The organism is Sporosarcina beigongshangi (assembly GCF_033485195.1).
In the GTDB taxonomy this organism is placed as follows: domain Bacteria; phylum Bacillota; class Bacilli; order Bacillales_A; family Planococcaceae; genus Sporosarcina; species Sporosarcina beigongshangi.
This window is the reverse complement of record NZ_JAWLIR010000016.1, coordinates 29,639-52,952: the sequence shown is the minus strand read 5'-3', so window position 1 is coordinate 52,952 and position 23,314 is coordinate 29,639. Positions and strand designations below refer to the sequence as shown.

Sequence of the window (23,314 nt, the reverse complement as noted above, 5' to 3'; positions counted from 1 at the left end):
CTTGAATGGGGAGCCATGAGCATAATCATTTTGCGGAAAAACGAGAAGGGAATAAGCGGGGGCTCATCATTGCCTTATCCATTACAACACTCATTATGCTATTGGAGTTTTTCGGGGGGCTGTTCACAAATAGTTTAGCACTGTTATCAGATAGTGGTCATATGCTATCGGATGCAAGCTCGATGGCTCTAAGCCTCGTGGCAATTTGGTTTGCAAGTAGACCGCCATCTCCGAATAAGACGTATGGGTATTATCGATTTGAAATCCTCGCCGCTTTATTTAATGGCGTTACGTTATTTGTAGTTGCCGGGTTTATCGTCAATGAAGCAATACAACGGTTAAATGAACCGCCAACAGTCGCAAGTGGAACGATGATGATCATTGCATTCATCGGATTAGCGGCAAATCTTCTTAGTGCTATGGCTCTTCTAAAAAAAGCAGATGTAAAAGGGAATATTAACTTAAAGAGCGCGTATATACACATAATCGGTGACGCTTTAGGTTCGGTTGGTGCAATATTAGCTGGTCTGCTCATGCTCCTATTTGACTGGTATATTGCAGATCCGATCATTTCAGTGATAGTCGCTTTATTGATATTGAAAAGTGCATGGGGAGTGCTTAAGCAGAGTATTCATGTCTTAATGGAAGGCTCACCCTTGATGATTAATAAAGCAGAAGTTTTAGCTGAATTTGAAAATATTGAAGGTGTGAAAAATGTCCATGATCTTCATATTTGGACGATTACATCGGGGCTGGATATGTTAAGCTGTCACATTCTAATTGAAGAGGAGAAGGATGAACAAGAAGTACTTCAACAGGCAATCAATCTGATACGTGAAACTTACAAAATTGAACACACTACGATTCAAATTGAAAAATCGGATCTTCAGCATCAAGAATTAAATATATAGGAAATGAAATTCAATGTAGATTGAACTTACATTGAACTTACATACAAAATTCAATATCATAATTGATAGTCAACGACCATATAAACATATAGACAAACAACTGAAGGATGGTTTATTGACGCATGTCTGGTTTATCGGTTTTTTATCAACTTTTGCTGGAATTGGCGTAGGTGGAGTTATTGCAAGTTTTATAAATGGTTTTAAGAAGAGTATTGGTACCATCTATGCTGTATGTACTGGGCTAATCTTAGGGTTAATAAGTTTTGAAATCGTACCCGAAGCCATACAACTAGGTAATTGGGTTGTTTTTTTCTTAGGTTTCTTTGCAGGAGTTATTTTATTCAAGCTTATTCATTCAGGGTTTCGTAATACCCCTGAAGGTTCAACATCACGTAAACAACAGAATGTAAGAATAGGTTTATTCTTAGCTGTAATTATTTCTATTCACAATTTTCCTGTAGGGGTGGTTCTAGGAACTAGTGAACACTCTCAATTTAGCACTGCCTTATTACAAGCGTTAATATTGCACAATATTCCCGAGGGAATGATATTATTTACTCCATTATTTATTGCAGGAATTAGATTTCATATATTGTTTCTCCTTTCTATAATCGTTGCTATTCCCGTTGCACTTGGGGCATTAATTGGAGAGATGATAGGTCAGCAAAACAATCTAATATGGGCATTCCTAATAAGTTTGACAGTCGGAACAATTTATATGGTTACGATAAAGGAAATCCTAATTGAATCAATTAGGCAATCATCCAATAATTATAGCTTACTGGTTGCTTTAATTGGTTTTTGTCTTATGGGTGTGTATCTAATTTATTTATAAAGGGATTCAAAGTTGTTATTATCTTTGTAACAGCGTTTCTGTGTAGTGTAATTTTCGGTAGTAATCTTCGGATTGCTCATAAAAGTCGTCCTTTCTTTGATGGTAGTTTCGTCATCTCCATCTTACTAGATTGGGCTATTTTTTTGTACTCGGATCATCTCAGTTATTGGAGTGGAAGAAGAGGTGAATCCCGTCGCCCCGCGGAAAGCAACGGATAGAAGAAGGAACCTCTAGATGAGTTCTAAACAAGAAAAGAGCTGTCGCAGAAAAACAATTTTCATGGATTTGTTATTATGTAAAAGTAAAGTAAAACCGTTAAATTATTTCTTATAATAAGTAAATACTAATACCATCTTAAGAAGTGGGTATTAGTATTTACTTTGCTTAAGTTAGAATGAGATATGCCTATTCATTTCTACAGAATTGCATGAAATACCTTTAGTCATCATAATTTCAGAAGTTTTGCATTGATTGCTACAATTACGGTACTTAAAGACATTAATATTGCTCCAACGGCTGGACTTAGAACAATGCCGATTGGATATAGAACACCAGCTGCCAATGGAATTGCGGCGATATTATATCCAGCAGCCCACCACAAGTTTTGTGTCATTTTTCGATAGGTAGCTTTCGAAAGCTTAATAATATTTACAACATCAAGCGGATTGCTTTTGACAAGAACGACATCAGCTGTTTCAATGGCTACATCAGTTCCAGCACCTATAGCAATGCCGAGATCTGCTTTTGCAAGGGCAGGAGCATCGTTTACACCATCTCCAGTCATCGCAGTTCGAAGACGATCAACTTTTTGGATATGCTCAATCTTTTCGGACTTCTCGTGTGGAAGGACTTCAGCAAAAATTTCTTCCATTCCGAGTTGCACACCTACATAATGTGCCACTTTTACATTATCGCCCGTCAGCATGATTGATTTGACATTCATTTCTTTTAGCTCGTTAATGGCATCTACAGCTGTTTCACGGACGATATCGGCTAGAGCAATCATTCCGGCAAGTTTTTTGTCGATTAATGTGAATACTACTGTTTTCCCTTCCGATGACCACTTATCGAATTGAACGTTATCATATTTAAGATTCAGCTCTTTCACATAGCCTGGACTGACGACCAATACCTGCTTTCCATCTACTGTTCCTTCGAGACCTTTACCGGTCAGTGATTGGAAATTCTCCGTCCGTTGAAGAGGGATACCCATCTCTTTCGCTTTCATCGTTACACCTTTCGCAAGAGGGTGTTGGGATTGAGCTTCGACTGCGGCTGCATAGGAAATGACTTCTTCCTCACTGAAATCTTCTGATGTTGCAATGTTTGTTACACCGAACTCCCCTTTTGTAAGTGTACCGGTTTTATCGAAAACGACTGCTTCAATATTTCGCGCCCCTTCAAATGCTGCCCGATTTCGTATGAGAAGCCCATTTTTTGCCGCGATGGATGTAGAAACGGCTACAACCAATGGAGCTGCCAATCCTAAAGCATGTGGACATGCAATGATTAGAACTGTCACCATTCTTTCCATGGCGAATGAAACTGGATAACCAAGCGAAATCCAGATTATGAACGTTATCAAACCTGCTGCCAACGCACCATAAAACAACCACTTTGCAGCTCTGTTGGCAAGATCTTGGGCACGTGATTTGGATTCTTGTGCTTCTTTAACCAAGGTGATGACTTGCGATAGATATGTTTCACTACCAGTCTTCATAACAGAAATGACAAGAGATCCTTCCCCGTTTATCGAGCCACCAATAGCTTCTAAGCCGACATCTTTTTCTACCGGAACCGATTCACCTGTCAGCATCGATTCGTCAATTGTCGATTTCCCTTCAAGTATTTGACCATCCACTGGTACTTTCTCACCAGGCTTGACGAGTACATGATCTCCTTGTTTCAACTCCGTTACGTCCACTTCTGTAATATTTCCACCATCGTCGATGAGATGAGCTTCAGAAGGCATCAACTTGGCTAGTTCTTCTAAAGCTTTTGACGCACCCATTACAGAACGCATTTCAATCCAGTGACCAAGTAGCATGATATCAACTAGTGTGGCCAATTCCCAATAGAAATCATTTTCTGCAAAACCGAATACTGCGGCTGTGCTGTACACATATGCAACGGTAATTGCCAATGAAATCAGCGTCATCATGCCGGGGGCTTTATCTTTCAGCTCATCCTTAGTCCCTGCAAGGAAAGGCCAACCCCCGTAAAAGAATACAAAGGTAGAAAGTGCAAATAGGATATATATATCCCCGTTAAAACGCCAATCAACGCTAAGAAACATTTGAATCATCGGTGATAGGATCAAAATGGGAATTGTGATAAGTAACGAAATGTAAAATCGTTTTTTGAAATCCTCTACCATGTGCGTATGATGATCATGATGTCCGCCATGAGAATCATGTGCTTTCTGATGTTGGTGCTCATCTGTTGTCATATGTTTTTCCGGTTCGGGGTGATGATGTGAATGATTTGACATAAAAATAACTCCTTTCTCTCATTTATCCAATATTAGTACATCTCAAGTATACCCGTTAAATATGCAGAATTAATGCAAAATATCCATCAAAGGAACACATGATTATTTTCGCGTATCAGTCATTTAGACTGTTCATAGTACATACCCTTATAAGGTATATAGCCTATTGTTACAATATCGAAACATAAGTATTTTCAGTTAAAGAAGGACGGGGATTAATGGGGAACTATCAATTATTTGTGTTAGGTTCACTTGGTTTGATAGCATTTGTAATTGTTATTTTGTCGGTATTTTGGAGAAAAAAGTTTCGAACGATGCAAGGAATGATGATTTCAATGTTCTTTGGGATGAATGTGGGATTGACTGCCGGCGTTCTATTAGGTGCAACTTATCAAGGTAACCTATTTCTCTCAACGACCCTTTCGATGGTTATTGGCGTGGTTGCGGGCACATTATGTGGAGTATGTTTTGGGATTCTTCCAGTATTAGAAGGAGTAATGGCTGGGTTAATGGGCGGTATGATGGGGGCAATGCTTGGCGAGATGATTCGTGTAGAACAGTCGCTTCAATTGATACGGCTATTTTTATTTCTATCCATTGGTACAATTTTTATCATGGTTATTTTGAAAACATCTAAAAATTCGAAAATACCTAGTAAAAAGTGGTTATTAAAACCTATATTACTCTCGAGTGTTATTGCTGTTTATCTGATTGGGGGTAATACATTTGTCGAAAGTTCTGAAAACCTAATGGAATTAGAGTCGTTAAATCGTCATCATTCAGTGACAACTACGCCAACTGAAAATCCTGATCGTGAAAGCCAACTGATTGTTCTAGAAACCGCAGATATGAAGTACTCTGCAAATGAAATTATCGTTGAGAAAGATAGGGAAGTCAGTTTGACTCTTACGAATCTAGATCAGTTCGAGCATGACATTGAAATCAAGGTTCCATCCCTTTCACTTGACAATAGATCCCAACATAATCATGGGAAAGAAAATAATGTGATACATCTCCATGCCGCGGCCAAAAGTACGGAGACATTAACATTTACTCCGGTTGAATCAGGAATTTATGAATTCATTTGCACAGTACCTGGACATAAGGAATCTGGTATGGTAGGTAAATTTATAGTAGATTAAATGAGATAGAAATTTGCAAGTTCCAGGACACTAGAGCATAGAAGAAGTCGCTTAGATTATGAATCTAGGCGATTTCTTCTGTTTTCCAAGTCAAAATATAAGATGCATTACAAAACTTCGCACCAATTCTCCATAATTAATCCTTAGTTTTGTCATACGAATGTATTGGAATTGTAAAGCGATAATCATGGTTATTATGCTAAGGTTATACATGAATTGATAAATAATGATGTTGCACAAAGAAAAAATAAAAATAAATATAGTTGGGGTGGAGAATGAAAAATCGGTTTATGCAAATAATAATGGCTGTTTTTTTGATTAGTGCGCTACCACTTTTGTCGTCAACAAAGGTAAGTGCGGCAACTTCGAATGATATTGCAAACTATGCGGAAAAGTTTTATGGAACGTCATATAAGTTCGGTGGGACAACTCCTGCTGGATTTGACTGTTCAGGGTATATTAGATATGTATTTAATAAATTTAATATTAGCTTACCTAGAACTTCAGCGGATCAGTTCAAAGTGGGAACTAAGGTAAGTAAAGACAATTTGCAACCTGGAGACCTTGTATTTTTTGCGAATACATATAAAAAAGGTATTTCACATACTGGAATCTATCTTGGGAACAACGAGTTCATCTCAGCTAAGAGCCGTGGTGTTTTAAAGGCAAACCTTAAGACTGACCCTTATTGGGCTCCTAAATATGCTGGAGCAAAACGTATGACAAACGTCCAGGTCTCTATTGAACCTATACAGATAAAACCCGCAGAGCCGATGAGTGAAGCATTTAAAGATCTAACAATAAAACATCCTGCTTTTGAGGCAATCATTGCACTAAACGAGATTGGTGTTATAACTGGCTACGAAGACTCCACATTCAGACCGGAGAAATCAATTACCCGTGGACAAGCAGCTGCAATGATAAATCGAGAGCTTAAATTAGAAGCATCAACTGGAGTAACATTTAAGGATGTCGCGCCAAATCACAAATTTGCAGCTGATATTGCAGCTTTGACTGAAGCGGGGATCATTCAAGGTTTTGCAACGGGTGAATTTGGTATTAACGACAAACTTACACTTGCACAACTTGCAGCCATCGTCGATCGGGCCTTTGACCTTCAAGGACAAATGGATGGAAAAGTACAAATCGCATCAAGTTATAATGATATCCCAACTAGTCACTGGGCCTATGATGCGATTCACGCATTGAAAACACTTGACCAAACAGAAATATTCAAAACATCAAACTTTAATCTTGGAAAAGAAGCATCACGTGCAGAATTTTCCGCAGCTCTGTTCACTGCGATTTCGGAAAACTAAATTTGCTAACTTAAAGTGATGGTATTTAGTTCGGTATCGGTAGCGTTGAATGAATAATGTTTACAAAAAGTGAATCTAAAGAATCGACAAGAGATAAGTAAAAAAAGTCAATGCCAACATTTAATGTTGACATTGACTTTTTTATATGGATATTTGTTAGAACACTTCATGGCATCTCAAAATTATCTTGATTGTCATCTAAACTACATACTATTCCTTTATTCTTCGCAATCGATTGTGTTCAAGTTCTGTTCATAAAAAGATGCTACTATATGAATTGAACCAAAGAATAGCTTTATGGACTGAGCGAAGACGCCTTACAAGGGGATGTCCCTCGCTGGATCGGATTCAATGGAATTATTTATTTTATATATATCAGACGTAAAAGAATGGGGAGGCCAATGAATGAACAAGCAAATTAAAGTTCTCGTCATTGAAGATGATCCTTACATTTGTGATTTGATCATTTTATACGCTGAAAAAAGTGGCTATTTAGTTAGTATTGCAAACGATGGAATGGAGGGGTTAGAGATGTTTTATGATAGTCCCCCTGATCTTGTCATTCTGGATATTATGATGCCCGAAATGGACGGTTGGGAAGTTTGTAAGGAAATAAGGAGACATGATAAAACACCCATTATCATGTTGACTGGGAAAGGTGAAAGTTACGACAAACTAAAAGGTTTCGACCTAGGAGCTGATGATTATCTAGTGAAACCTTTTGATCCGAATGAATTGATGGCACGGATAAAAGCGGTACTGCGACGAACCAATCCGATATTAGGAACAAATGAGATTATTGAACTTCCCTTGTTAAAGATTAATCTGCAGCAATACAAGGTAATCTATGATGAAAATGAGATTGTGTTACCACCTAAAGAAATGGAATTGCTACATTTTCTCGCTATACACCCGAATCAAGTATTTACACGTCAGCAGCTGTTGGAACAAATATGGGGGTTAGATTTTGAGGGGGATCAGAGAACGGTCGATGTGCATATTAAAAGGATACGAGACAAAATGGGAGATTCCAACTCTTATTGGAGGGTGAAAACCATAAGAGGAGTTGGCTATAAATTTGAGGTGGGCATCTAATGATTCGAATAAAAAGCATTTTTTTGAAGCTGTTTCTCACATATATCGTCATATTAATTGTGTCACATTTCGTTTTTGCTGTTGCTTCCTATTTGTTATTTCAGAACAATCTAACTGATATGCACTTAAATCCTGAAGGTTTTATCCAATTGAAATATTTGTTTATATCATCCTCTATTATTTCGATAACCATTACAGGCTTATTTACCTATTACCTTACTAAAAGAATTACCGCTCCACTTCGGGAAATGAATCGGGTTGCTCTTCTTATCGCAAAGGGACAATTTAATCAGAAAGTCAACATCAGGACCCATGACGAGCTTGAAGAATTGGGTGAGACGTTCAATTATATGACGCATGAGTTGGCCAGCCTAGACCAGATGAGAAAGGATTTTGTTGCTAATGTTTCCCATGATTTACGCTCCCCTCTTACTTCGATTCACGGGTTTACCAGGGCGTTTTTGGATGATAAAATCCCCAGTGACCGAAAGCGCCATTATTTTACTATCATGAAAGAACAAACTGAGCGAATGATTAAGCTAGTCAATGATCTTCTCGATATGTCCCAAATCGAATCTGGACAGTTGGAAATTCGCGCAGTGCTCTTTAATCTGTCAGAGCTGGTTCGTCAAGTTATGGCACGTATGGAACCTGAGTTTGTAAATAAAAAACTAAATGTGGAATTGATAACTGAAGAAGTACAAGACATCCACGTATATGCTGATTCGGATCGGATTGATCAGGTGATCGTTAATTTGATTCAAAATGCAGCCCAAATTTCCTCAAATGGTAGTTCCATAGAAGTTATTTTGAAAAAAGAACAACAAGCGGTGGTTTCTATTCGGGATTATGGGCAGGGAATCAGTCAAGAGGATATTCAATCCATTTGGAAAAGATTTTATAAAACAGATAGATCGCGTACTAAAATGGTGGGCACAGGCATCGGACTGTCCATTGTTAAGCATTTATTAGTCCTTCATCAAACCGATATCCAAGTGGAAAGCGAAGTAGGAAGAGGAACTACTTTTACTTTTACGCTCCCAATCACTCAAAGCAAATCGTAAACACATGAATAAAGGAAACGCTCTGTTCATCATCCGTTCATAATACATTGCTATACTGATTTTGGATACTAAGAGATTTTGAAAAAAGGGAGGATCTCTCAATGGGAAAATTAAAATCAGGACGCGATACGGATAAGGATATGGACAAGTCAGGCAGCGAATCGACCAGCAACACACCAAGTTGGGTGAAAATGTTCGGACTCATCGCAATCGTCCTGATTGTGCTCGTTGTCATCATAATGTTCTTTAGTGATGGTGAACATGGTCCAGGTCGCCATCTAAATTCTAATGGCACCGGTATTCAGACACCGCCTATAGAACAAGGGATGCGACAGTTATGATTATGACACCCGGTCTACGCAAGTTTGCACTTACCGCACATATCACTTCCTCTGTTGGCTGGCTGGGTGCGGTCGTTGGCTTCCTAGTTCTCGTTGTTTCAGCTTTGACGATGCAAGATGCTCAGACTGTGCATTCTGTTTGGATTGCGATGGAGTTGATTGGCTGGTTCGCCATCGTCCCCTTAGCCTTTGCCTCACTGCTAACTGGGCTTGTTTTGTCACTGGGTACCAAGTGGGGCTTGTTTCGGCATTATTGGGTCCTTTTTAAACTTCTGCTAACCAGCATTGCTACCCTCGTCTTATTGCTGAACATGCAGACAGTGAGCTACCTAGTAGGTGTAGCGGCAGAGGATGGAAGTGTCGATCTTGTCGGGATGCGGGGTGAACTTCTTCACGCCGGAGTTGGCCTGCTGGTGTTAATTATGATAATAATACTGTCGGTGTACAAGCCACGGGGCATGACTCGATATGGGATGCGTAAGCAAGAACAAGAGCGTAAGGCCTTGCGACCATAGATACAGCGACGCGCCCAGTTTAGTATCTGTGGTGTTGAATGCATTGCGTCTATAAGAAAGCAAATTTAATAAATTGAAAAGAAAAGAACACCAAATAGAGCCAATTCTAACTCCTTCAAGAGTAGGAATTGGCTTTCTTATATTAATGGCCCGGTCATCGCAAGTACCTCAATAATTTCTTCCTTTCAGAATTCCCATAAAGTATGCGAACTCTATGGGTTTATTATGTCGATTTTCATACACACCGTGGTGATGAGGGTTCTTGCTGTTACATTGATGGCACCACCTCTCCCGTTTGCTTTGAGTTTTTCGGTAGGAGCGATGATTTCTGTAGTAGTGGAGAAGGTTATTCCGGGTTCTCAGGAAAATGGAAACAAAGATTTGCTTCAGTGTACTTGGTGATTGGATTTGCAGCAATGATGATATTGGATATGGCATTCGGATAAAAAGTATGTAAAAGATAAAATGGTTGTATTCAAAAAAAAAAAACAAGGTGAAGGATTTTACGCTTCCCCCTTGTAGAAAAATACACTTCGATGACTTATTCTCTTATTGTCTGCTTTTCATATAAGTTAGTGAAATTATTTAATAGGAATCTGTAGTTTATTTATCGGCTATCAGTTTATGTGACAATCAGTGTTGACTTCATATCGGCATGTCCCGTCCCACATGGAATATTACAATAGATTGTATATTCTCCTAGCTTTGTAGGTGTGAAAGTAGCCTCTCCATCACCTTTAATGTCGACATCATGGCCATCGATAGCAATCCCGTGCATTCCTTCTTCGTTTGCAAAAGATATTTTCACCTTTTCGCCAGCTTTTACAGTGTATTCTTCCAGATCGAATTCAAAGTTGATTGCTGAAATATTTATGTCATTGTTTACAATTGCTTCATCCGAAGAACTTGTATTTTTGACCTGCCCAGTATCATTACTTGTATCCTTCCCGCCACACGCGGCAAGAACAAACAAAACACTTAAGAAAACCGCTGACAATAACCATTTTTTCAAAATGAATACCTCCTGTATGTTTGGGGATTGATTTCTTTTGTATCCCTCTTACACATAATGATATCTTTCATATATCCATTTTCCATGGAGAAGATAAGACAAAATTATGAACGATTATTATCGGGCAGTAAATCCCGCCTTCATTCAATGTTACATCAGATGAAACAAAGTGCCCATAATGCCCCACGAGAAGTATTTAAGGAGTTGATCTGCCTTTTAGTGTTCCTATAAAGTATGCAAATATTATGCATTTATTATGACGATTTTTATACACTCCATTCGTATGCATATTTTTTTCATATTATTTTGATACACTGCAAAGGAAATGAACAATAGGAGAGGAGTAATCAGTAATGGAAATAAAAATGAAGATTACCGCATTGGCGATAAGTATATTGGTTATCAGCGGTTGTAGTAATTCTAATTCACAACCAGATGAGGAAATGGATCATTCCATGATGACTGATGAAGAGATGGATCATTCAGCTATGGATATGAATGACGACATGATGGAAGGACATATGAGTCATGACGAGGTTGTCAGTTTAAACGACTCAACCGGGGAAAATGAATTGAAAATCCCTTCCATGCTTGAACGCGATGATGAAGAAGGAGTCTACATCGTTAGAGCACAAAAAGGGAAAACTGAGATATTCGATGGGATTGAAACAACTACCTATGGCTACAACGGAGCGTTTCTAGGACCGATGCTTCGTCTTGAAAAAGGCGAAACTGTAAAAATTAAAACGATCAATGAGCTTGACGAGGATACTACTTTCCATTGGCATGGACTGGAAGTGCCAGCGGATGCAGATGGTGGACCGCATGATGTGATTAAACCGGGAGAAGAAAAGATCATTGAATTTAAAGTAGTGCAAGAAGCGGCAACATTATGGTTCCATCCTCATCCTAAGGGCAAAACGGCTGAACAGGTATATAATGGACTTGCAGGACTGCTTTATATCGAGGATGATAATTCGACAAGTCTTGGATTGCCAACTGATTATGGGAAGAATGATATTCCTCTAATTTTTCAAGATAAAATATTTGACGATAAAAAACAATTGAATTTTAGTTCTGCAAAAAATGAAGACGGGACAATCGGTGATACTTTACTAATCAACGGGACGTTGAATCCCAAGTTGACTGTAAATAAGGAGAAAATACGTCTTCGTCTATTAAATGGATCGAATGCGAGGAATTTCACATTTAAATTGAATACAGGGAATTTTTTCATTCAAATCGCAACGGATGGCGGTTACTTGAATGAACCGGTTAATTTAAAAGAGGTTACGTTGACGCCTTCTGAGAGGGCAGAAATTGTTATTGATTTTTCACAGCTTAATACAGAAAATGACCTGGCGTTAATAAATGAGGATGGATCTGTCCTGTTACCATTTGAGGTTTCTGAACAAAGCGGAGCGATTAGCAGAATTCCGGGAGAAATGAATGATTTTTCATTGACAGAAAAAGAGAAAGGTTTGCCAGTCACAAAGAAGATAGAACTCTTTGGGATGATGGATATGGTAGCGATAAATGGAAAGAAGTTTGATCCGGAAAGAATTGACTTCACACAACAGCAAGGGGTCACAGAAGTGTGGGAAATTTACAATAAACCCGACATGATGGGTGGTATGATCCATCCATTCCACATTCATGGTACGCAATTTAAAATAATCTCCAGAGACGGAGAAGAGCCACCAGAAAATGAACGGGGCTGGAAGGACACTATCTCCATAAAACCAGATGAGCGAGTAAAAATAGCGATACAATTTAAGCATAAGGGTGTTTATATGTTCCATTGCCATATTCTTGAACATGAAGACAATGGCATGATGGGACAAATATTGGTAGAATAAATTTCAATCCAATTCTGTACAAAAATCGGGGAAATTAAAACCTAAGGTATAATAGTGATGTGCAAACCATTTGTAAAGCAGCCAATGTGTATTATTTCGCATTGGCTGTTTTAAAAGTTACAATGATAATTATATGAGAAAATATTTTATTTTATCTAAAGGTAGGCCACATAATGTCACCAAAAATCAAAAATTACTCAAAGAAAAGGAATAGACCTCTATTAATCATTCTTTTATATTTGGCAATTTTTCTATTTATCATTTGGTTAGTAGTTGTTTTATGGCTGGAATTCTACTTCTGGCGTAATGAAATTGAAGAAAACTCTTTACTGGGAAGAGTAAGTTCTTTTTACAGTAACGACTTGGAGAAGTTGAAGGCTTCCCCTTATTATTTCGGTTCTTTAGGTAAACCAAACGAATCTATTAACGGGATTTCCAACGAAAAAGAAAAGATGAAGATTCAGTTGAAACAGCCAGATAGGGATGAATTTGAACCCGAAATGAAGGAACTTTTAAAAGATAGAGATCTTACTTTCAAGAATATTGATGCTATCTTTGAAAATATGAAATCACCTAAAAGAATTACAAATGATCCAATCCATTCGACATTTGGAAAAGATGTTGTTTATATTTATCATACCCATAACAGGGAATCATTTTTACCGTATTTAAAGGGCATTGATAAACCGGAAGATGCCTATCACTCAAAAGCAAATATTACGTTGGTCGGTGAAATGCTGGGTAGGGCATTGGAGCGAAGAGGGGTGGGAACGAAAGTAGATTCAACTGATATCGTTCAAGAATTAAGTTTGAGAGGGGTGGACTATGGCGGTTCTTATAAGCTATCGGGAGATATAGTACGGTCTGCACTTGTTGAAAATAAAAATTTGGAGATTTTCCTGGACTTACATCGTGATTCATTGCGCAAAGATTCTACCACACTAGAAATGAATGGGGAAAATTATGCGCGTCTGTTATTTGTTATTGGAACTGGACATGAAGATTTTGCAAGGAATCTTTCGTTTGCTGAAGGAGTGGATAATCTCCTCGCTATCCAGTATCCCGGTTTGTCAAAAGGTATCCTGAAAAAAGACAGTAGCCAGGGCAATGGAGTCTATAATCAAGATATTTCCCCAAACTCGGTTATTGTAGAAATTGGTGGCGTCGATAATACGGTAGAAGAGCTATATCGGACTACCGAGGTGCTGGCGGATGTACTAAGCGATTATTACTGGCACGGAGAAAAGTAATTAGTTTGTCTCGATTTGAATGGGTGGTGATGGTTAAAGACTATCTAACTCCTAATTCCAGACATATAGTAAACACTTTCTGAAGCAAGGTGAAAGGTGAAATAGTAAACCTGAAATTTCAACGTCTATACATCGTGGATTTCCCCTCCAAATACAATTCTATTCCGTTGATTAGATACATAGAATTGTATTCGGAGGGGAATAAAATGCGGAGAGAAGCACAAAAATATTTATTTTTCATATTTTTATTATTTTTGGTTCCAATTATTGTCGCGAATTATCCGTCTATCCCTGAACAAGTAACCAAGGCGGAGCCACAAAGAAAAAGTCTAATGGTATATGCGGAGAATTTGGGAGAATCTGAGTTTCCCCATTTACAACCAAAGTCTACAAAAGCCTTAGTTTATTTCACGCATTCACATGAAGCCTTCCAACCTATCGTACAAAGTAAGGAAAATTTGACAGCTGTTTATCATCCTAATTCAAATATTATGGCGTTCGAAGATACGATAAAAAGTCATTTTGAATTAAACGGCATTCAAACGGAATTTCTTGCTGTTGATACAATGGACGAAATGAAAAAGAAGAATAAAGTTTTCCGCGAGGCTTATAATGTGGTACGTCCTTTTATTGATCAACAAATTAAGGAAAATGAGTATGATATAATCATTGACCTACACAGAGATTCTGCTAAAAGAAAGACCTCGACACTTACTTACGAAAATCTAACGTATGGAAAAATTTATTTTGTTTTAGGAGAAAATAACCCGAATTATCCCGAAAATAAAGAATACGCTGAGCGTTTGTCTATTCAGCTAAATAATTTGGTGCCAGGTATTTCACGGGGCATATTTGGGAAAAAGGGGGAACATGTAGACGGAGTCTATAATCAAGACTTGGCTCAAAATATGGTTCTTATTGAACTTGGGGGTATAGATAATACAGAAGAAGAAATTAATCGCACGATTTCTGTATTGGCGAAGGCAATTTCTACCGCACTACAAGATCAATCATCTATATGACAATTTGGTGTTTTGTTGGATGTTATTCCTTAAACCACCTTCAGAATTTATCTGAAGGTGGTTTAATATGTTTATGGAATAAAAATATGTATAGCTCGACAAAGTAACTATTCCGAAATCTAAAAAGGGAATTTAGGACTTTTTAAGGAGATTCACTCTTTCAGTTTAAATTTGAACCTGGAGGGAAAAATAACACCGAATGCAAAATAGCAGGAGGTGAGTCCATGAATACAAAATACGAAGAATGTCTAAAAGTATGTTTAGAATGTCTAGAGGCATGCAATACCTGCTTCGATGCATGCTTGAGAGAAGATGATGTTAAAATGATGGCAGAGTGCATTCGATTGGACCGTGAATGTGCTGACTTATGTGCATACACAGCACAAGCGATAACTCGTAATAGTCTTTTTACTAATCAGATTTTAGAACTTTGTGCAACAGTTTGCGAACATTGCGGCGAAGAGTGCGCTAAACATGACCACAATCATTGCCAGCACTGTGCTGAATCTTGCCGGAAATGTGCTGAAGCATGCCGACAAATGGTAGCTTAAGCTCTTTGTAGAAGATGCAATCATCAATGAAGTTATTCCGAGAAATGAAAACTATTTCTTGGAGTAACTTCATTGCTATCTATGATTTACAAAGGTCAGAATTCTAATTTTTTCCTGTTCGATCAATAAAATTTTCGAAATCAGAGGTGTGTTATTGAAATGAAGAAACAACTATTTTTTCTAGGTCTTGCTATGATGATTGGTTTAAGTGGATGTGGAAGTAAAACGAGCACTGAGAAAACTCCAAACGTCAATAATGAACCGGAACAGGAAGATGTGGAACACAAAGACATGGAAATGGAGATGAATCATTCCGGGTCAGGTGAAGTCCCTGCAAACTTAAAAGTGGCAGAAAATCCAACCTTCAAAGCCGGAAGTAAAGCAATTATTAAAACAGACCACATGAAGGGGATGGAAGGTGCAGTGGCAACAATTGTGGGTGCTTATGACACAACTGCTTATGCTATCTCTTATACGCCGGTAACCGGTGGAGAAAGAGTGGAAAATCATAAATGGGTTATCCAAGAAGAGATTAAAGATGCTGATGACAAAACTTTGGAACAAGGAACTGAAGCCACTATAGAGGCAGAACATATGGAAGGGATGAAGGGGGCATTAGCTGAAATTGATTCAGCTGAACAAACTACAGTGTATATGATTGATTACACACCTACTACAGGCGGAGAAAAAGTTACAAACCATAAATGGGTAACGGAAAGTGAACTTTCTACTCAGTAAGATTGAACAAGGATGCAATAGTGAATTGAGAAATCTTTTTCGATTACCTTGTCGCTATTGTGGTAGATCCTTTTGGTGATGTCAAATCTGTAATTGTGTAAATTAATAATGACCTTCCATTATCAGTAACACATTATCTTCAGATGTATTAAACTCGAATTAACAAGCCGAATAATGTCAAAATAAAATTCGATTTAGCATCACCGATAGGTGGTGCTAATTTTATTAGAAAGCTAAATATTTTGACCCTGTACTTAGGTACAGGGTTTATACTACATATGAGGTGAAGCAAATGGAGTTTCATATAGGAGAACTGGCCGAGAAATGTAATGTTAATAAAGAAACCATTCGATATTATGAACGATTAGGATTAATTCCGAAACCATCTCGTACAGAATCGGGATATCGAATATACACGGAACAAACAGTTGACAGATTAAATTTTATTAAGCGCGTTCAGGAATTAGATTTTTCTTTAAACGAAATTGATAAGCTTTTAGGCGTGGTAGATCGAGATGAAGAAAAGTGCCGTGATATGTATGATTTCACTGTTCATAAGATAGAGGATGTTCAACGAAAAATTCAAAATCTCAAGAGAATCGAACAAATGCTTATCGACCTAAAAGGAAGATGTCCCGAAAACAAAGACATTTATGAATGTCCCATTATTGAAACATTACTAGAAATTTAAGGACGGAGGAATAGTATTGAAAAGATATCGAATTAACATTCAAGGAATGACTTGTACAGGTTGTGAACACCATGTTTCAGTTGCCTTGGAAAATACAGGTGCAAAATGTATCGAAGTTGATTTTCGTCGTGGAGAAGCAGTATTTCAGCTACCGAATGACCTAAAGGTTGAAATAGCGAAAAAAGCGATTGCTGAAGCGAAATATCTACCAGGAAACGCAGAAGAAGTACAATCGCAAGAAATGGTGCAATTAGGTGATAAAAGTGATTACGATTACATCATCATCGGTTCGGGTGGGGCTGCTTTTTCATCTGCCATCGAAGCCGTGAAATACGGAGCAAAAAAAGTGGCAATCATCGAACGTGGTGCGGTGGGTGGAACATGCGTAAACATTGGCTGTATCCCTTCAAAGACTTTGCTGCGGGCTGGAGAAATCAATCATCTGGCAAAAAATAATCCATTCATCGGATTGCACACATCAGCCGGGGACGTTGATTTGTCATCATTGGTTCAGCAGAAAAATGAGTTAGTGACGGACCTTCGAAACTCAAAATATGTGGATTTACTTGATGACTATGGCTTTGAATTAATCAAAGGAGAAGCGAAATTCGTGGACGAAAAAACAATTGAAGTGAATGGCATGAAGTTATCAGCAAAACGATTCTTAATCGCGACAGGAGCTTCACTATCAGTGCCAAATATTCCTGGACTAGATGAGGTTGATTATTTAACAAGCACGACGTTGCTTGAACTAAAGAAGGTGCCTAAACGTCTTACGGTTATCGGTTCGGGGTATATAGGTATGGAATTAGGACAACTTTTTCATAACCTGGGCTCAGAAGTTACACTGATGCAAAGAAGCCCACATCTGTTAAAGGAATACGAACCTGATATTTCAGAAGCGATCACACAAGCTTTGACAGAACAAGGCGTCAACTTAGTGACGGGAGCATACTTCGAACGAATCGAACAAGATGGAGACATTAAAAAGGTCTATGTTGAGGTTAATGGCAAGAAGCGAATCATTGAGGCAGAACAATTGCTGGTCGCTACAGGAAGAACAGCAAATACGACATCTTTGAATTTACAGGCAGCAGGAGTCGAAGTAGGCTCCCGTGGTGAAATTATTATCGATGATTATTCGAAAACAGCGAATTCACTCATCTATGCAGCAGGAGATGTCACGCTTGGTCCACAATTTGTGTATGTAGCTGCTTATCAAGGTGGAATTGCGGCAGGAAATGCTATCGGGGGACTGAACAAAAAACTGAATTTCGAAGTAGTTCCTGGGGTAACGTTCACAGCCCCGGCGATTGCAACGGTTGGTTTAACAGAGCAACAGGCAAAAGAGAAAGGCTATGAAGTGAAAACATCCGTATTACCATTAGATGCTGTTCCAAGAGCCTTGGTGAATCGGGAAAAGACAGGTGTGTTTAAACTGGTGGCGGACGCGAATACACTGAAAATTCTAGGGGCTCATGTGGTGGCAGAAAACGCAGGAGACGTAATTTATGCGGCGACATTGGCTGTCAAATTCGGTTTAACCGTAGAGGATCTCCGTGAAACCCTTGCTCCTTATTTAACAATGTCAGAAGGGTTAAAATTAGCTGCCCTTACGTTTGATAAAGATGTATCAAAATTATCTTGTTGTGCAGGATAATGATTTTTTTTAATCTGAGCTTTAACTGGACTGAAAGTAAAAAATAATGATACTGGCGAAAAAGAGATAGTTGAGGCAGATGTGATTTTTGTCGCAATCGGACATACACCAAATACGGCTTATCTCTTGATTGGCCGCGGGAGACAGATTCTGTTTCTACGATCAATGATATCTAAGTTGCGGTTTCCATGATAGCTTTAAGGTTTTTGAGCGATTTAACTTTGGACTTTGAATCTAAAGGTGAACAATCCGGTTTAGTCATGATTGGTTCGCCAAATAATTGTAAAACAAAAAGTCTGTGTTGTTTTATATACAAACAGACGAGGACTCCCTTTAAAGAGACCTCGTCTGTTTTCGTGATTTATAAAATAAACGAGCTACAAATTATGTACTCAGTAATTAAAATACTTACAACTACTTACTTAACAGGTTTTGATGTCGTATAACGGGTATAGGTATAGGTATAGGTATAGGTATAGGTATAGGTATAGGTATATCACTCCGATATCTTTCATTGTTGAAAAGTCTTGGCCAAATGGATTCGTGATTCTGTAATTGATTTCAATCTATTGTGATTTTCCAAGTACAACACTTTGATATAACTAGTGAGGTGGACATAATTTGTTAGCTTATTTTCCTCGACCATATGAAAATGAAACTATGTACAGTATAGCAGCAAGGTATGCTAGTCATATGAGTATTTTATCCAAAAATGCTGTTTTAGAAGACCTGTTTGACATTAAAAAATCATTTGCAAATGAGGACTACATATCGCAAATAGATATACTTGTACCTAAAATCAAGAACTTTTCAAATGAGTATACAGTGGAATACTTTTTAAATAAACACACTGTCTTCCCGCTTTTTTCTCCATTTACTAATACAAATCACTATAGCCTGAGTTCTATAGATAATTTAATAAAAGGAAGGAAACGGTTTTTAAATGACATTCCAATAAAAGAAAGTTTGTTTTATTGTAGCGAGTGTGTAAAAGAAGATATAGAAAAATACGGGGAATGTTATTGGAATAGGATTTTTCAATTACCTGGTGTAATGATTTGCGGTAAGCATGGAAAACTATTAAGCAAGTCGCAGTTGAATATTCTGAAAAACCCTTTGAATAAATTTATTATGCCAGATAAAGAGTATGACATATCGGAAAAAAATAAATTTGACAATGGCACTTTTGAACAATTGTTAGAAATCCAAATAAATGCTGAATATTTCTTTGTTAATAAAGTAAACACATTTACTTACCAGGGACTTTATGAAAAGTATTTTGAGTTTATTAAGGTAGCAGGCATCGCAATTCCATTGGCACGTTTTAAGATAGAATTGGGAGAATTAATATTATCAAAATTTAATGAGAAAACTTTAGAATTTCTTAACTCCAATCCGCTTCAGAATGATTGGTTATCATATTTAAGTGTGGAAAGGATGAAACATATACATCCAATTAGACATGTTTTATTAATGATGGCCTTAGCCCAATCTGTTGAAGGATTTATGAATACCATCCCCCAATACCAACCTTTTGGCAGTGGTCCGTGGATATGTATGAATCCTCTTGCTGAACATTACTTAGAAAAAGTTATAACAAATGTTAATATTACTTTCTATAAGGACAAAGGTGATTTTCAAGGAGAATTTAAGTGTTGTTGTGGGTTTACTTATGTATTATATGCCGGGGAGACTAATCCACGTGAAATAAATATGTTCAGTTTTAGAATAAAAGAAAAAGGAGATGTTTGGAAAAAGGAATTTGATGATTTAGTCAGCAGTGGAGTATCTATTAAAGAGATAGCTTTAAAAACAAATCACAGTAGAAGTACTGTTAGCAAGATTATAAAGGGAGGGCATAACTATATTGAAATTGCAAAGGGGCGAAGAGGGCAAAAATTGGAAGATGAAAGACTTATTAAGGAAATGAAGGTTAAAAAGGATTGGATTGAAATAAGAGAAAAACATCCTAACTACTCACGTACGGAATTAATAGATGAATACAAGAAAATTTACAGTAGAATACTTCGATACGACAGGGAGTGGTTAGTAGAAAATTCCCCACCATCCCAAAGGGGGATGGTGAAAACAGGTGATCATATTAATCACAAAAGGGATTTATTATATTTAAGGGATGCCCAAGACATGTTGAATAGTTGGGCAGTATATGAGAAACAGGCAGGGAAAATTATTAAAAGAACACAATTTACCCTTTATACAAGGCTGGGAATGACGCCACGTAATAATGATAACTACCCATTAACGACTAACTATATTTCATCAGTTATAGAGTCACATGAAGATTATCAAATTCGATTAATTAATCAATGTATTGAGAACTATTTTAAATATGAAGTAATAAAAAAGTATAAACTACTTGCCCTTAGTGGATTAAGAAATTTGCATCCTAAAGCAGAGAAATATTTGGAAAGTATAATAAATGAACATAATAATGGTCATAATTAAAAATTTGATTTCATTAGATACTTTGGAATAAAGTAGCGGTTAGTGGGACAGGTAGGGTATTATTAGCGTATAAGCCATTTTATTCTGTATGTTCAAGATCTGAAATACAGAATTTGTTTCTATAAGAAAGTTATTAATTTTGTGGTCGTATTAGAGGGTAATGACAAAAGTGGAAATAATGCAACATAAATGAAATTTATTTTAATTGCAGTATACATCTTTTTTGTCACCTTTGTTCTAAAATTCTATACAATTTGCGAAAGTGAGTATACATCTTTTTTGTAAAATTTATTTTGATTAACTATTAAGAATGCGTCTTTGAACGTCTTAGAGTATACATCTTTTTTGTCACTTAACAATAGCTTTAAAAAGAGCTCAATCCTCAATTTAGTGTTATAGTTAAAGTACTATATTAAAGTGAGTAGGCGAATGAACATGATAGAGGTAAAAGTATCTCCATTAAGTGATGGAGAATTCAATAGAGGCGTATTTGCTACATGTGATTACAAAAAAGGGGAGCTTTTACATGAAGCGCCTGTTATTTCTTATCCAAACGAAGAGCATCAGCACATTGAGAAAACGCTTCTCGCTGACTATGCGTTTGAGTATGGGATAGGTCAATCTGCTATTCTTCTGGGTTATGGCATGTTGTTTAATCATTCGTATGAACCGAATGCGACGTATGATATTAATTTTAAAAATCGTACATTTGATTTCTTTGCTTATACGGATATAAAAGCAGGCGATGAAATTCTAATCAATTACAATGGCGATGTAGATGACAAAGATGAATTGTGGTTTAATAAGGATTAACAGGATATGGATGCAATTCGCTTTCCATAATAAATAGGTATCCGACTATGTCCGTTGATTAATTATTTCTTTTTATGTAAAATGCTCCTTCATTTATAGAGACTGAACTGATTGGATTGTCAGTATCTCTCCCTACAGAAGGAGCATTTTTTTATTATTACGTAAAATTATTGGGGACTTATAAAGCAGGTACTTTGGCGAAACGTTCAAAGCGCAATGGATCGATTGGAATAATCGTGTCCGTCTCTTCGCGGATCAATTGTTCAATCAGCTTACCTGTTACAGTGGCAAGACTGATCCCATCGCCTTCATGACCGGCGGCAATGAAAAAACCAGGTATTTCATTAACCTCTGAAACGATTGGCAAATGATCAGATGTCCACGGTCTAAAACCGGTGTACGTCCGAATCATCGTGAAATCATTCAATTTTGGATAGAATCGCGTCGCTCTTCTCGCCATTGTTTCCACCACATTGATATCAATTCTTCCATCGTATCCTACAAATTGACGACTGCTTCCAAGTAAGAAATTCTGACTTTCCGTTGGCTCAAATACTAACGCAACGCCGTGTTCCTTTGTTCTGTCGTCCACAATCCGCTCCCGGCCAAATTTATTCATCAAATAACCGAATTCCATAACATTACGCATCATCACCGGTTTTTGTCTGGCGCCAACCATGATATGACCTTTTCTCGGGATAATAGGAATATCGAGATCGAGCATTTTTCCGATGAAAGGTGCCCAAACGCCCGCCGCATTGACGACTTTCTTCGCAGTAAAGGTTCCGTTTGTCGTTTCAATTGTAAAGTCTTCTTTTTTTGTAATGGCTGTTACTTCTGTTTGTATTTGCAATTTCAGGCCAAATTGCTTGGCCTTTTCAATGAGTGAATAACAAAATAGATAGGGATTGATTAGTGAATCCGTTTCACACTCCAACCCACCTGGAATATCATCTGCAAAATAGGGGGATTCTTGACGAAGATCCTCTCGGTCAAGTAAGTTAAACTTCAATCCAGCGGCAGTCTGAATATCCACCCATTCCTTCGCCGCTTGCATTTCTGTATCATTCTCACAGACAAGCAAACTACCGAGTGCTCGGTATTCGAATGGTAAATCTAATTCTTTGTTCAATTCTATTGTAAGTTCTTGGCTTTTCCAAGACATCAAACTATCGAATCCGGGGTCTTTATCTACAATGGTCACATTGCCATCGCAGCGTGAAGATGTGCCGCTTGCAATATCATTTTTTTCGATTAACACACAGTCAATGCCAGATTTCGCAACATAGTAAGCGATTGCACAACCGACAATTCCACCACCGATAATTGCCACTTCTGCATGATTGTTCTTTGCCATCTTCAAATCCTCCTTTGACATCTGAATGCCATTTGGTCTATTCTACATGATAGAATGAAGTTTTGCAGTTTTTTCGGAAATTTGAATATACTATTCTTACTCTATGGTAAAATAGGGATGGATATTGTGTCAAATTTAACTTGATTCAGCAGAAATCCCCCACTTCTATAAGTGGGGGTTGA

General features: G+C 37.6%; 20 protein-coding genes and 1 pseudogene. 18 read left to right on the top strand and 3 right to left on the bottom strand.

The features are described from left to right. Positions 1-5 precede the first annotated feature (5 nt). Positions 6-911, top strand: a complete 906-nt coding sequence (locus R2B77_RS09425; protein WP_203247679.1) for a cation diffusion facilitator family transporter — start codon at positions 6-8, stop codon at positions 909-911. A gap of 115 nt (positions 912-1,026) precedes the next feature. Beyond that, complete coding sequence (locus R2B77_RS09420) at positions 1,027-1,746, top strand: ZIP family metal transporter (protein WP_203247680.1); 720 nt, start codon at positions 1,027-1,029, stop codon at positions 1,744-1,746. Between the two features lie 445 nt (positions 1,747-2,191). On the opposite strand, the gene R2B77_RS09415 is transcribed toward R2B77_RS09420, so the two are convergent. Then, entirely contained in the window at positions 2,192-4,237 is a 2,046-nt protein-coding gene (locus R2B77_RS09415; RefSeq protein ID WP_203247681.1) for a copper-translocating P-type ATPase, read from the bottom strand. A gap of 218 nt (positions 4,238-4,455) precedes the next feature. On the opposite strand from R2B77_RS09415, the gene R2B77_RS09410 reads away from it, so the two are divergent. From R2B77_RS09410 to R2B77_RS09385, 6 genes are all read left to right on the top strand, one after another. Then, the gene (locus R2B77_RS09410; protein ID WP_203247682.1) at positions 4,456-5,379 is read left to right on the top strand and encodes a plastocyanin/azurin family copper-binding protein; all 924 of its coding nucleotides are present in this window, start codon (positions 4,456-4,458) and stop codon (positions 5,377-5,379) included. Between the two features lie 275 nt (positions 5,380-5,654). Beyond that, positions 5,655-6,698, top strand: a complete 1,044-nt coding sequence (locus tag R2B77_RS09405; protein WP_203247683.1) for a C40 family peptidase — start codon at positions 5,655-5,657, stop codon at positions 6,696-6,698. Between the two features lie 405 nt (positions 6,699-7,103). After that, positions 7,104-7,793: a response regulator transcription factor gene (locus R2B77_RS09400; protein WP_203247684.1), complete on the top strand. Its 690-nt coding sequence runs from the start codon at positions 7,104-7,106 to the stop codon at positions 7,791-7,793. Further along, positions 7,793-8,857, top strand: coding sequence for a sensor histidine kinase (locus R2B77_RS09395; protein WP_203247685.1), 1,065 nt, complete (start codon positions 7,793-7,795; stop codon positions 8,855-8,857). Before R2B77_RS09400 ends, R2B77_RS09395 begins: the two co-directional genes overlap by 1 nt. Positions 8,858-8,958: 101 nt before the next feature. After that, positions 8,959-9,198, top strand: a complete 240-nt coding sequence (locus R2B77_RS09390) for a hypothetical protein (protein WP_203247686.1) — start codon at positions 8,959-8,961, stop codon at positions 9,196-9,198. Then, on the top strand, positions 9,195-9,713 hold the full coding sequence (locus R2B77_RS09385) for a DUF2269 domain-containing protein (RefSeq protein ID WP_203247687.1): 519 nt from the start codon (positions 9,195-9,197) through the stop codon (positions 9,711-9,713). Before R2B77_RS09390 ends, R2B77_RS09385 begins: the two co-directional genes overlap by 4 nt. Before the next feature lie 622 nt (positions 9,714-10,335). Here the strand turns inward: R2B77_RS09385 and R2B77_RS09380 are convergent. Further along, the gene (locus R2B77_RS09380; RefSeq protein WP_203247688.1) at positions 10,336-10,725 is read right to left on the bottom strand and encodes a cupredoxin domain-containing protein; all 390 of its coding nucleotides are present in this window, start codon (positions 10,723-10,725) and stop codon (positions 10,336-10,338) included. Between the two features lie 353 nt (positions 10,726-11,078). Here R2B77_RS09380 and R2B77_RS09375 point away from each other — a divergent pair, with 353 nt between their 5' ends. From R2B77_RS09375 to R2B77_RS09330, 10 genes and pseudogenes are all read left to right on the top strand, one after another. Further along, the gene (locus R2B77_RS09375; RefSeq protein WP_203247689.1) at positions 11,079-12,584 is read left to right on the top strand and encodes a multicopper oxidase family protein; all 1,506 of its coding nucleotides are present in this window, start codon (positions 11,079-11,081) and stop codon (positions 12,582-12,584) included. Between the two features lie 173 nt (positions 12,585-12,757). Next, positions 12,758-13,834 carry a stage II sporulation protein P gene (locus R2B77_RS09370; RefSeq protein ID WP_203247690.1) on the top strand — a complete coding sequence of 359 codons (1,077 nt, stop codon included), beginning with the start codon at positions 12,758-12,760 and terminating at the stop codon, positions 13,832-13,834. A gap of 206 nt (positions 13,835-14,040) precedes the next feature. Beyond that, positions 14,041-14,856 (top strand): stage II sporulation protein P, encoded by an 816-nt coding sequence (gene spoIIP, locus R2B77_RS09365; protein WP_203247691.1) that lies wholly within the window; start codon positions 14,041-14,043, stop codon positions 14,854-14,856. Between the two features lie 224 nt (positions 14,857-15,080). Next, positions 15,081-15,407: a four-helix bundle copper-binding protein gene (locus tag R2B77_RS09360; protein WP_203247763.1), complete on the top strand. Its 327-nt coding sequence runs from the start codon at positions 15,081-15,083 to the stop codon at positions 15,405-15,407. 159 nt (positions 15,408-15,566) lie between these two features. Further along, complete coding sequence (locus R2B77_RS09355; RefSeq protein WP_203247692.1) at positions 15,567-16,145, top strand: YdhK family protein; 579 nt, start codon at positions 15,567-15,569, stop codon at positions 16,143-16,145. 292 nt (positions 16,146-16,437) lie between these two features. Then, positions 16,438-16,836, top strand: coding sequence for an Hg(II)-responsive transcriptional regulator (gene merR / locus R2B77_RS09350; RefSeq protein ID WP_203247693.1), 399 nt, complete (start codon positions 16,438-16,440; stop codon positions 16,834-16,836). Positions 16,837-16,882: 46 nt separating this feature from the next. After that, positions 16,883-18,496, top strand: coding sequence for a mercury(II) reductase (merA, locus tag R2B77_RS09345; protein ID WP_404830750.1), 1,614 nt, complete (start codon positions 16,883-16,885; stop codon positions 18,494-18,496). A 21-nt stretch (positions 18,497-18,517) separates the two neighbouring features. Beyond that, positions 18,518-18,622 (top strand): annotated as a pseudogene (locus tag R2B77_RS09340) (thioredoxin-disulfide reductase); the annotation flags it as partial. Positions 18,623-19,117: 495 nt separating this feature from the next. Further along, positions 19,118-20,962, top strand: a complete 1,845-nt coding sequence (locus R2B77_RS09335; RefSeq protein ID WP_203247695.1) for a TnsD family Tn7-like transposition protein — start codon at positions 19,118-19,120, stop codon at positions 20,960-20,962. 435 nt (positions 20,963-21,397) lie between these two features. After that, positions 21,398-21,775: an SET domain-containing protein gene (locus R2B77_RS09330; protein ID WP_212391545.1), complete on the top strand. Its 378-nt coding sequence runs from the start codon at positions 21,398-21,400 to the stop codon at positions 21,773-21,775. A gap of 178 nt (positions 21,776-21,953) precedes the next feature. Here R2B77_RS09330 and R2B77_RS09325 read toward each other — a convergent pair whose 3' ends face one another. After that, positions 21,954-23,132, bottom strand: a complete 1,179-nt coding sequence (locus tag R2B77_RS09325) for an NAD(P)/FAD-dependent oxidoreductase (RefSeq protein ID WP_203247697.1) — start codon at positions 23,130-23,132, stop codon at positions 21,954-21,956. Positions 23,133-23,314: the final 182 nt, after the last annotated feature.

Coding starts and splice junctions, on each gene's coding strand:
- merA (WP_404830750.1), top strand. CDS start 16,883: ATGACTTGTACAGGTTGTGAACACCATGTTTCAGTTGCCTTGGAAAAT.
- R2B77_RS09415 (WP_203247681.1), bottom strand. CDS start 4,237: ATGTCAAATCATTCACATCATCACCCCGAACCGGAAAAACATATGACA.
- R2B77_RS09395 (WP_203247685.1), top strand. CDS start 7,793: ATGATTCGAATAAAAAGCATTTTTTTGAAGCTGTTTCTCACATATATC.
- R2B77_RS09400 (WP_203247684.1), top strand. CDS start 7,104: ATGAACAAGCAAATTAAAGTTCTCGTCATTGAAGATGATCCTTACATT.
- R2B77_RS09355 (WP_203247692.1), top strand. CDS start 15,567: ATGAAGAAACAACTATTTTTTCTAGGTCTTGCTATGATGATTGGTTTA.
- R2B77_RS09330 (WP_212391545.1), top strand. CDS start 21,398: ATGATAGAGGTAAAAGTATCTCCATTAAGTGATGGAGAATTCAATAGA.
- R2B77_RS09385 (WP_203247687.1), top strand. CDS start 9,195: ATGATTATGACACCCGGTCTACGCAAGTTTGCACTTACCGCACATATC.
- R2B77_RS09425 (WP_203247679.1), top strand. CDS start 6: ATGGGGAGCCATGAGCATAATCATTTTGCGGAAAAACGAGAAGGGAAT.
- R2B77_RS09405 (WP_203247683.1), top strand. CDS start 5,655: ATGAAAAATCGGTTTATGCAAATAATAATGGCTGTTTTTTTGATTAGT.
- R2B77_RS09370 (WP_203247690.1), top strand. CDS start 12,758: ATGTCACCAAAAATCAAAAATTACTCAAAGAAAAGGAATAGACCTCTA.
- merR (WP_203247693.1), top strand. CDS start 16,438: ATGGAGTTTCATATAGGAGAACTGGCCGAGAAATGTAATGTTAATAAA.
- R2B77_RS09325 (WP_203247697.1), bottom strand. CDS start 23,132: ATGGCAAAGAACAATCATGCAGAAGTGGCAATTATCGGTGGTGGAATT.
- R2B77_RS09390 (WP_203247686.1), top strand. CDS start 8,959: ATGGGAAAATTAAAATCAGGACGCGATACGGATAAGGATATGGACAAG.
- R2B77_RS09375 (WP_203247689.1), top strand. CDS start 11,079: ATGGAAATAAAAATGAAGATTACCGCATTGGCGATAAGTATATTGGTT.
- spoIIP (WP_203247691.1), top strand. CDS start 14,041: ATGCGGAGAGAAGCACAAAAATATTTATTTTTCATATTTTTATTATTT.
- R2B77_RS09410 (WP_203247682.1), top strand. CDS start 4,456: ATGGGGAACTATCAATTATTTGTGTTAGGTTCACTTGGTTTGATAGCA.
- R2B77_RS09360 (WP_203247763.1), top strand. CDS start 15,081: ATGAATACAAAATACGAAGAATGTCTAAAAGTATGTTTAGAATGTCTA.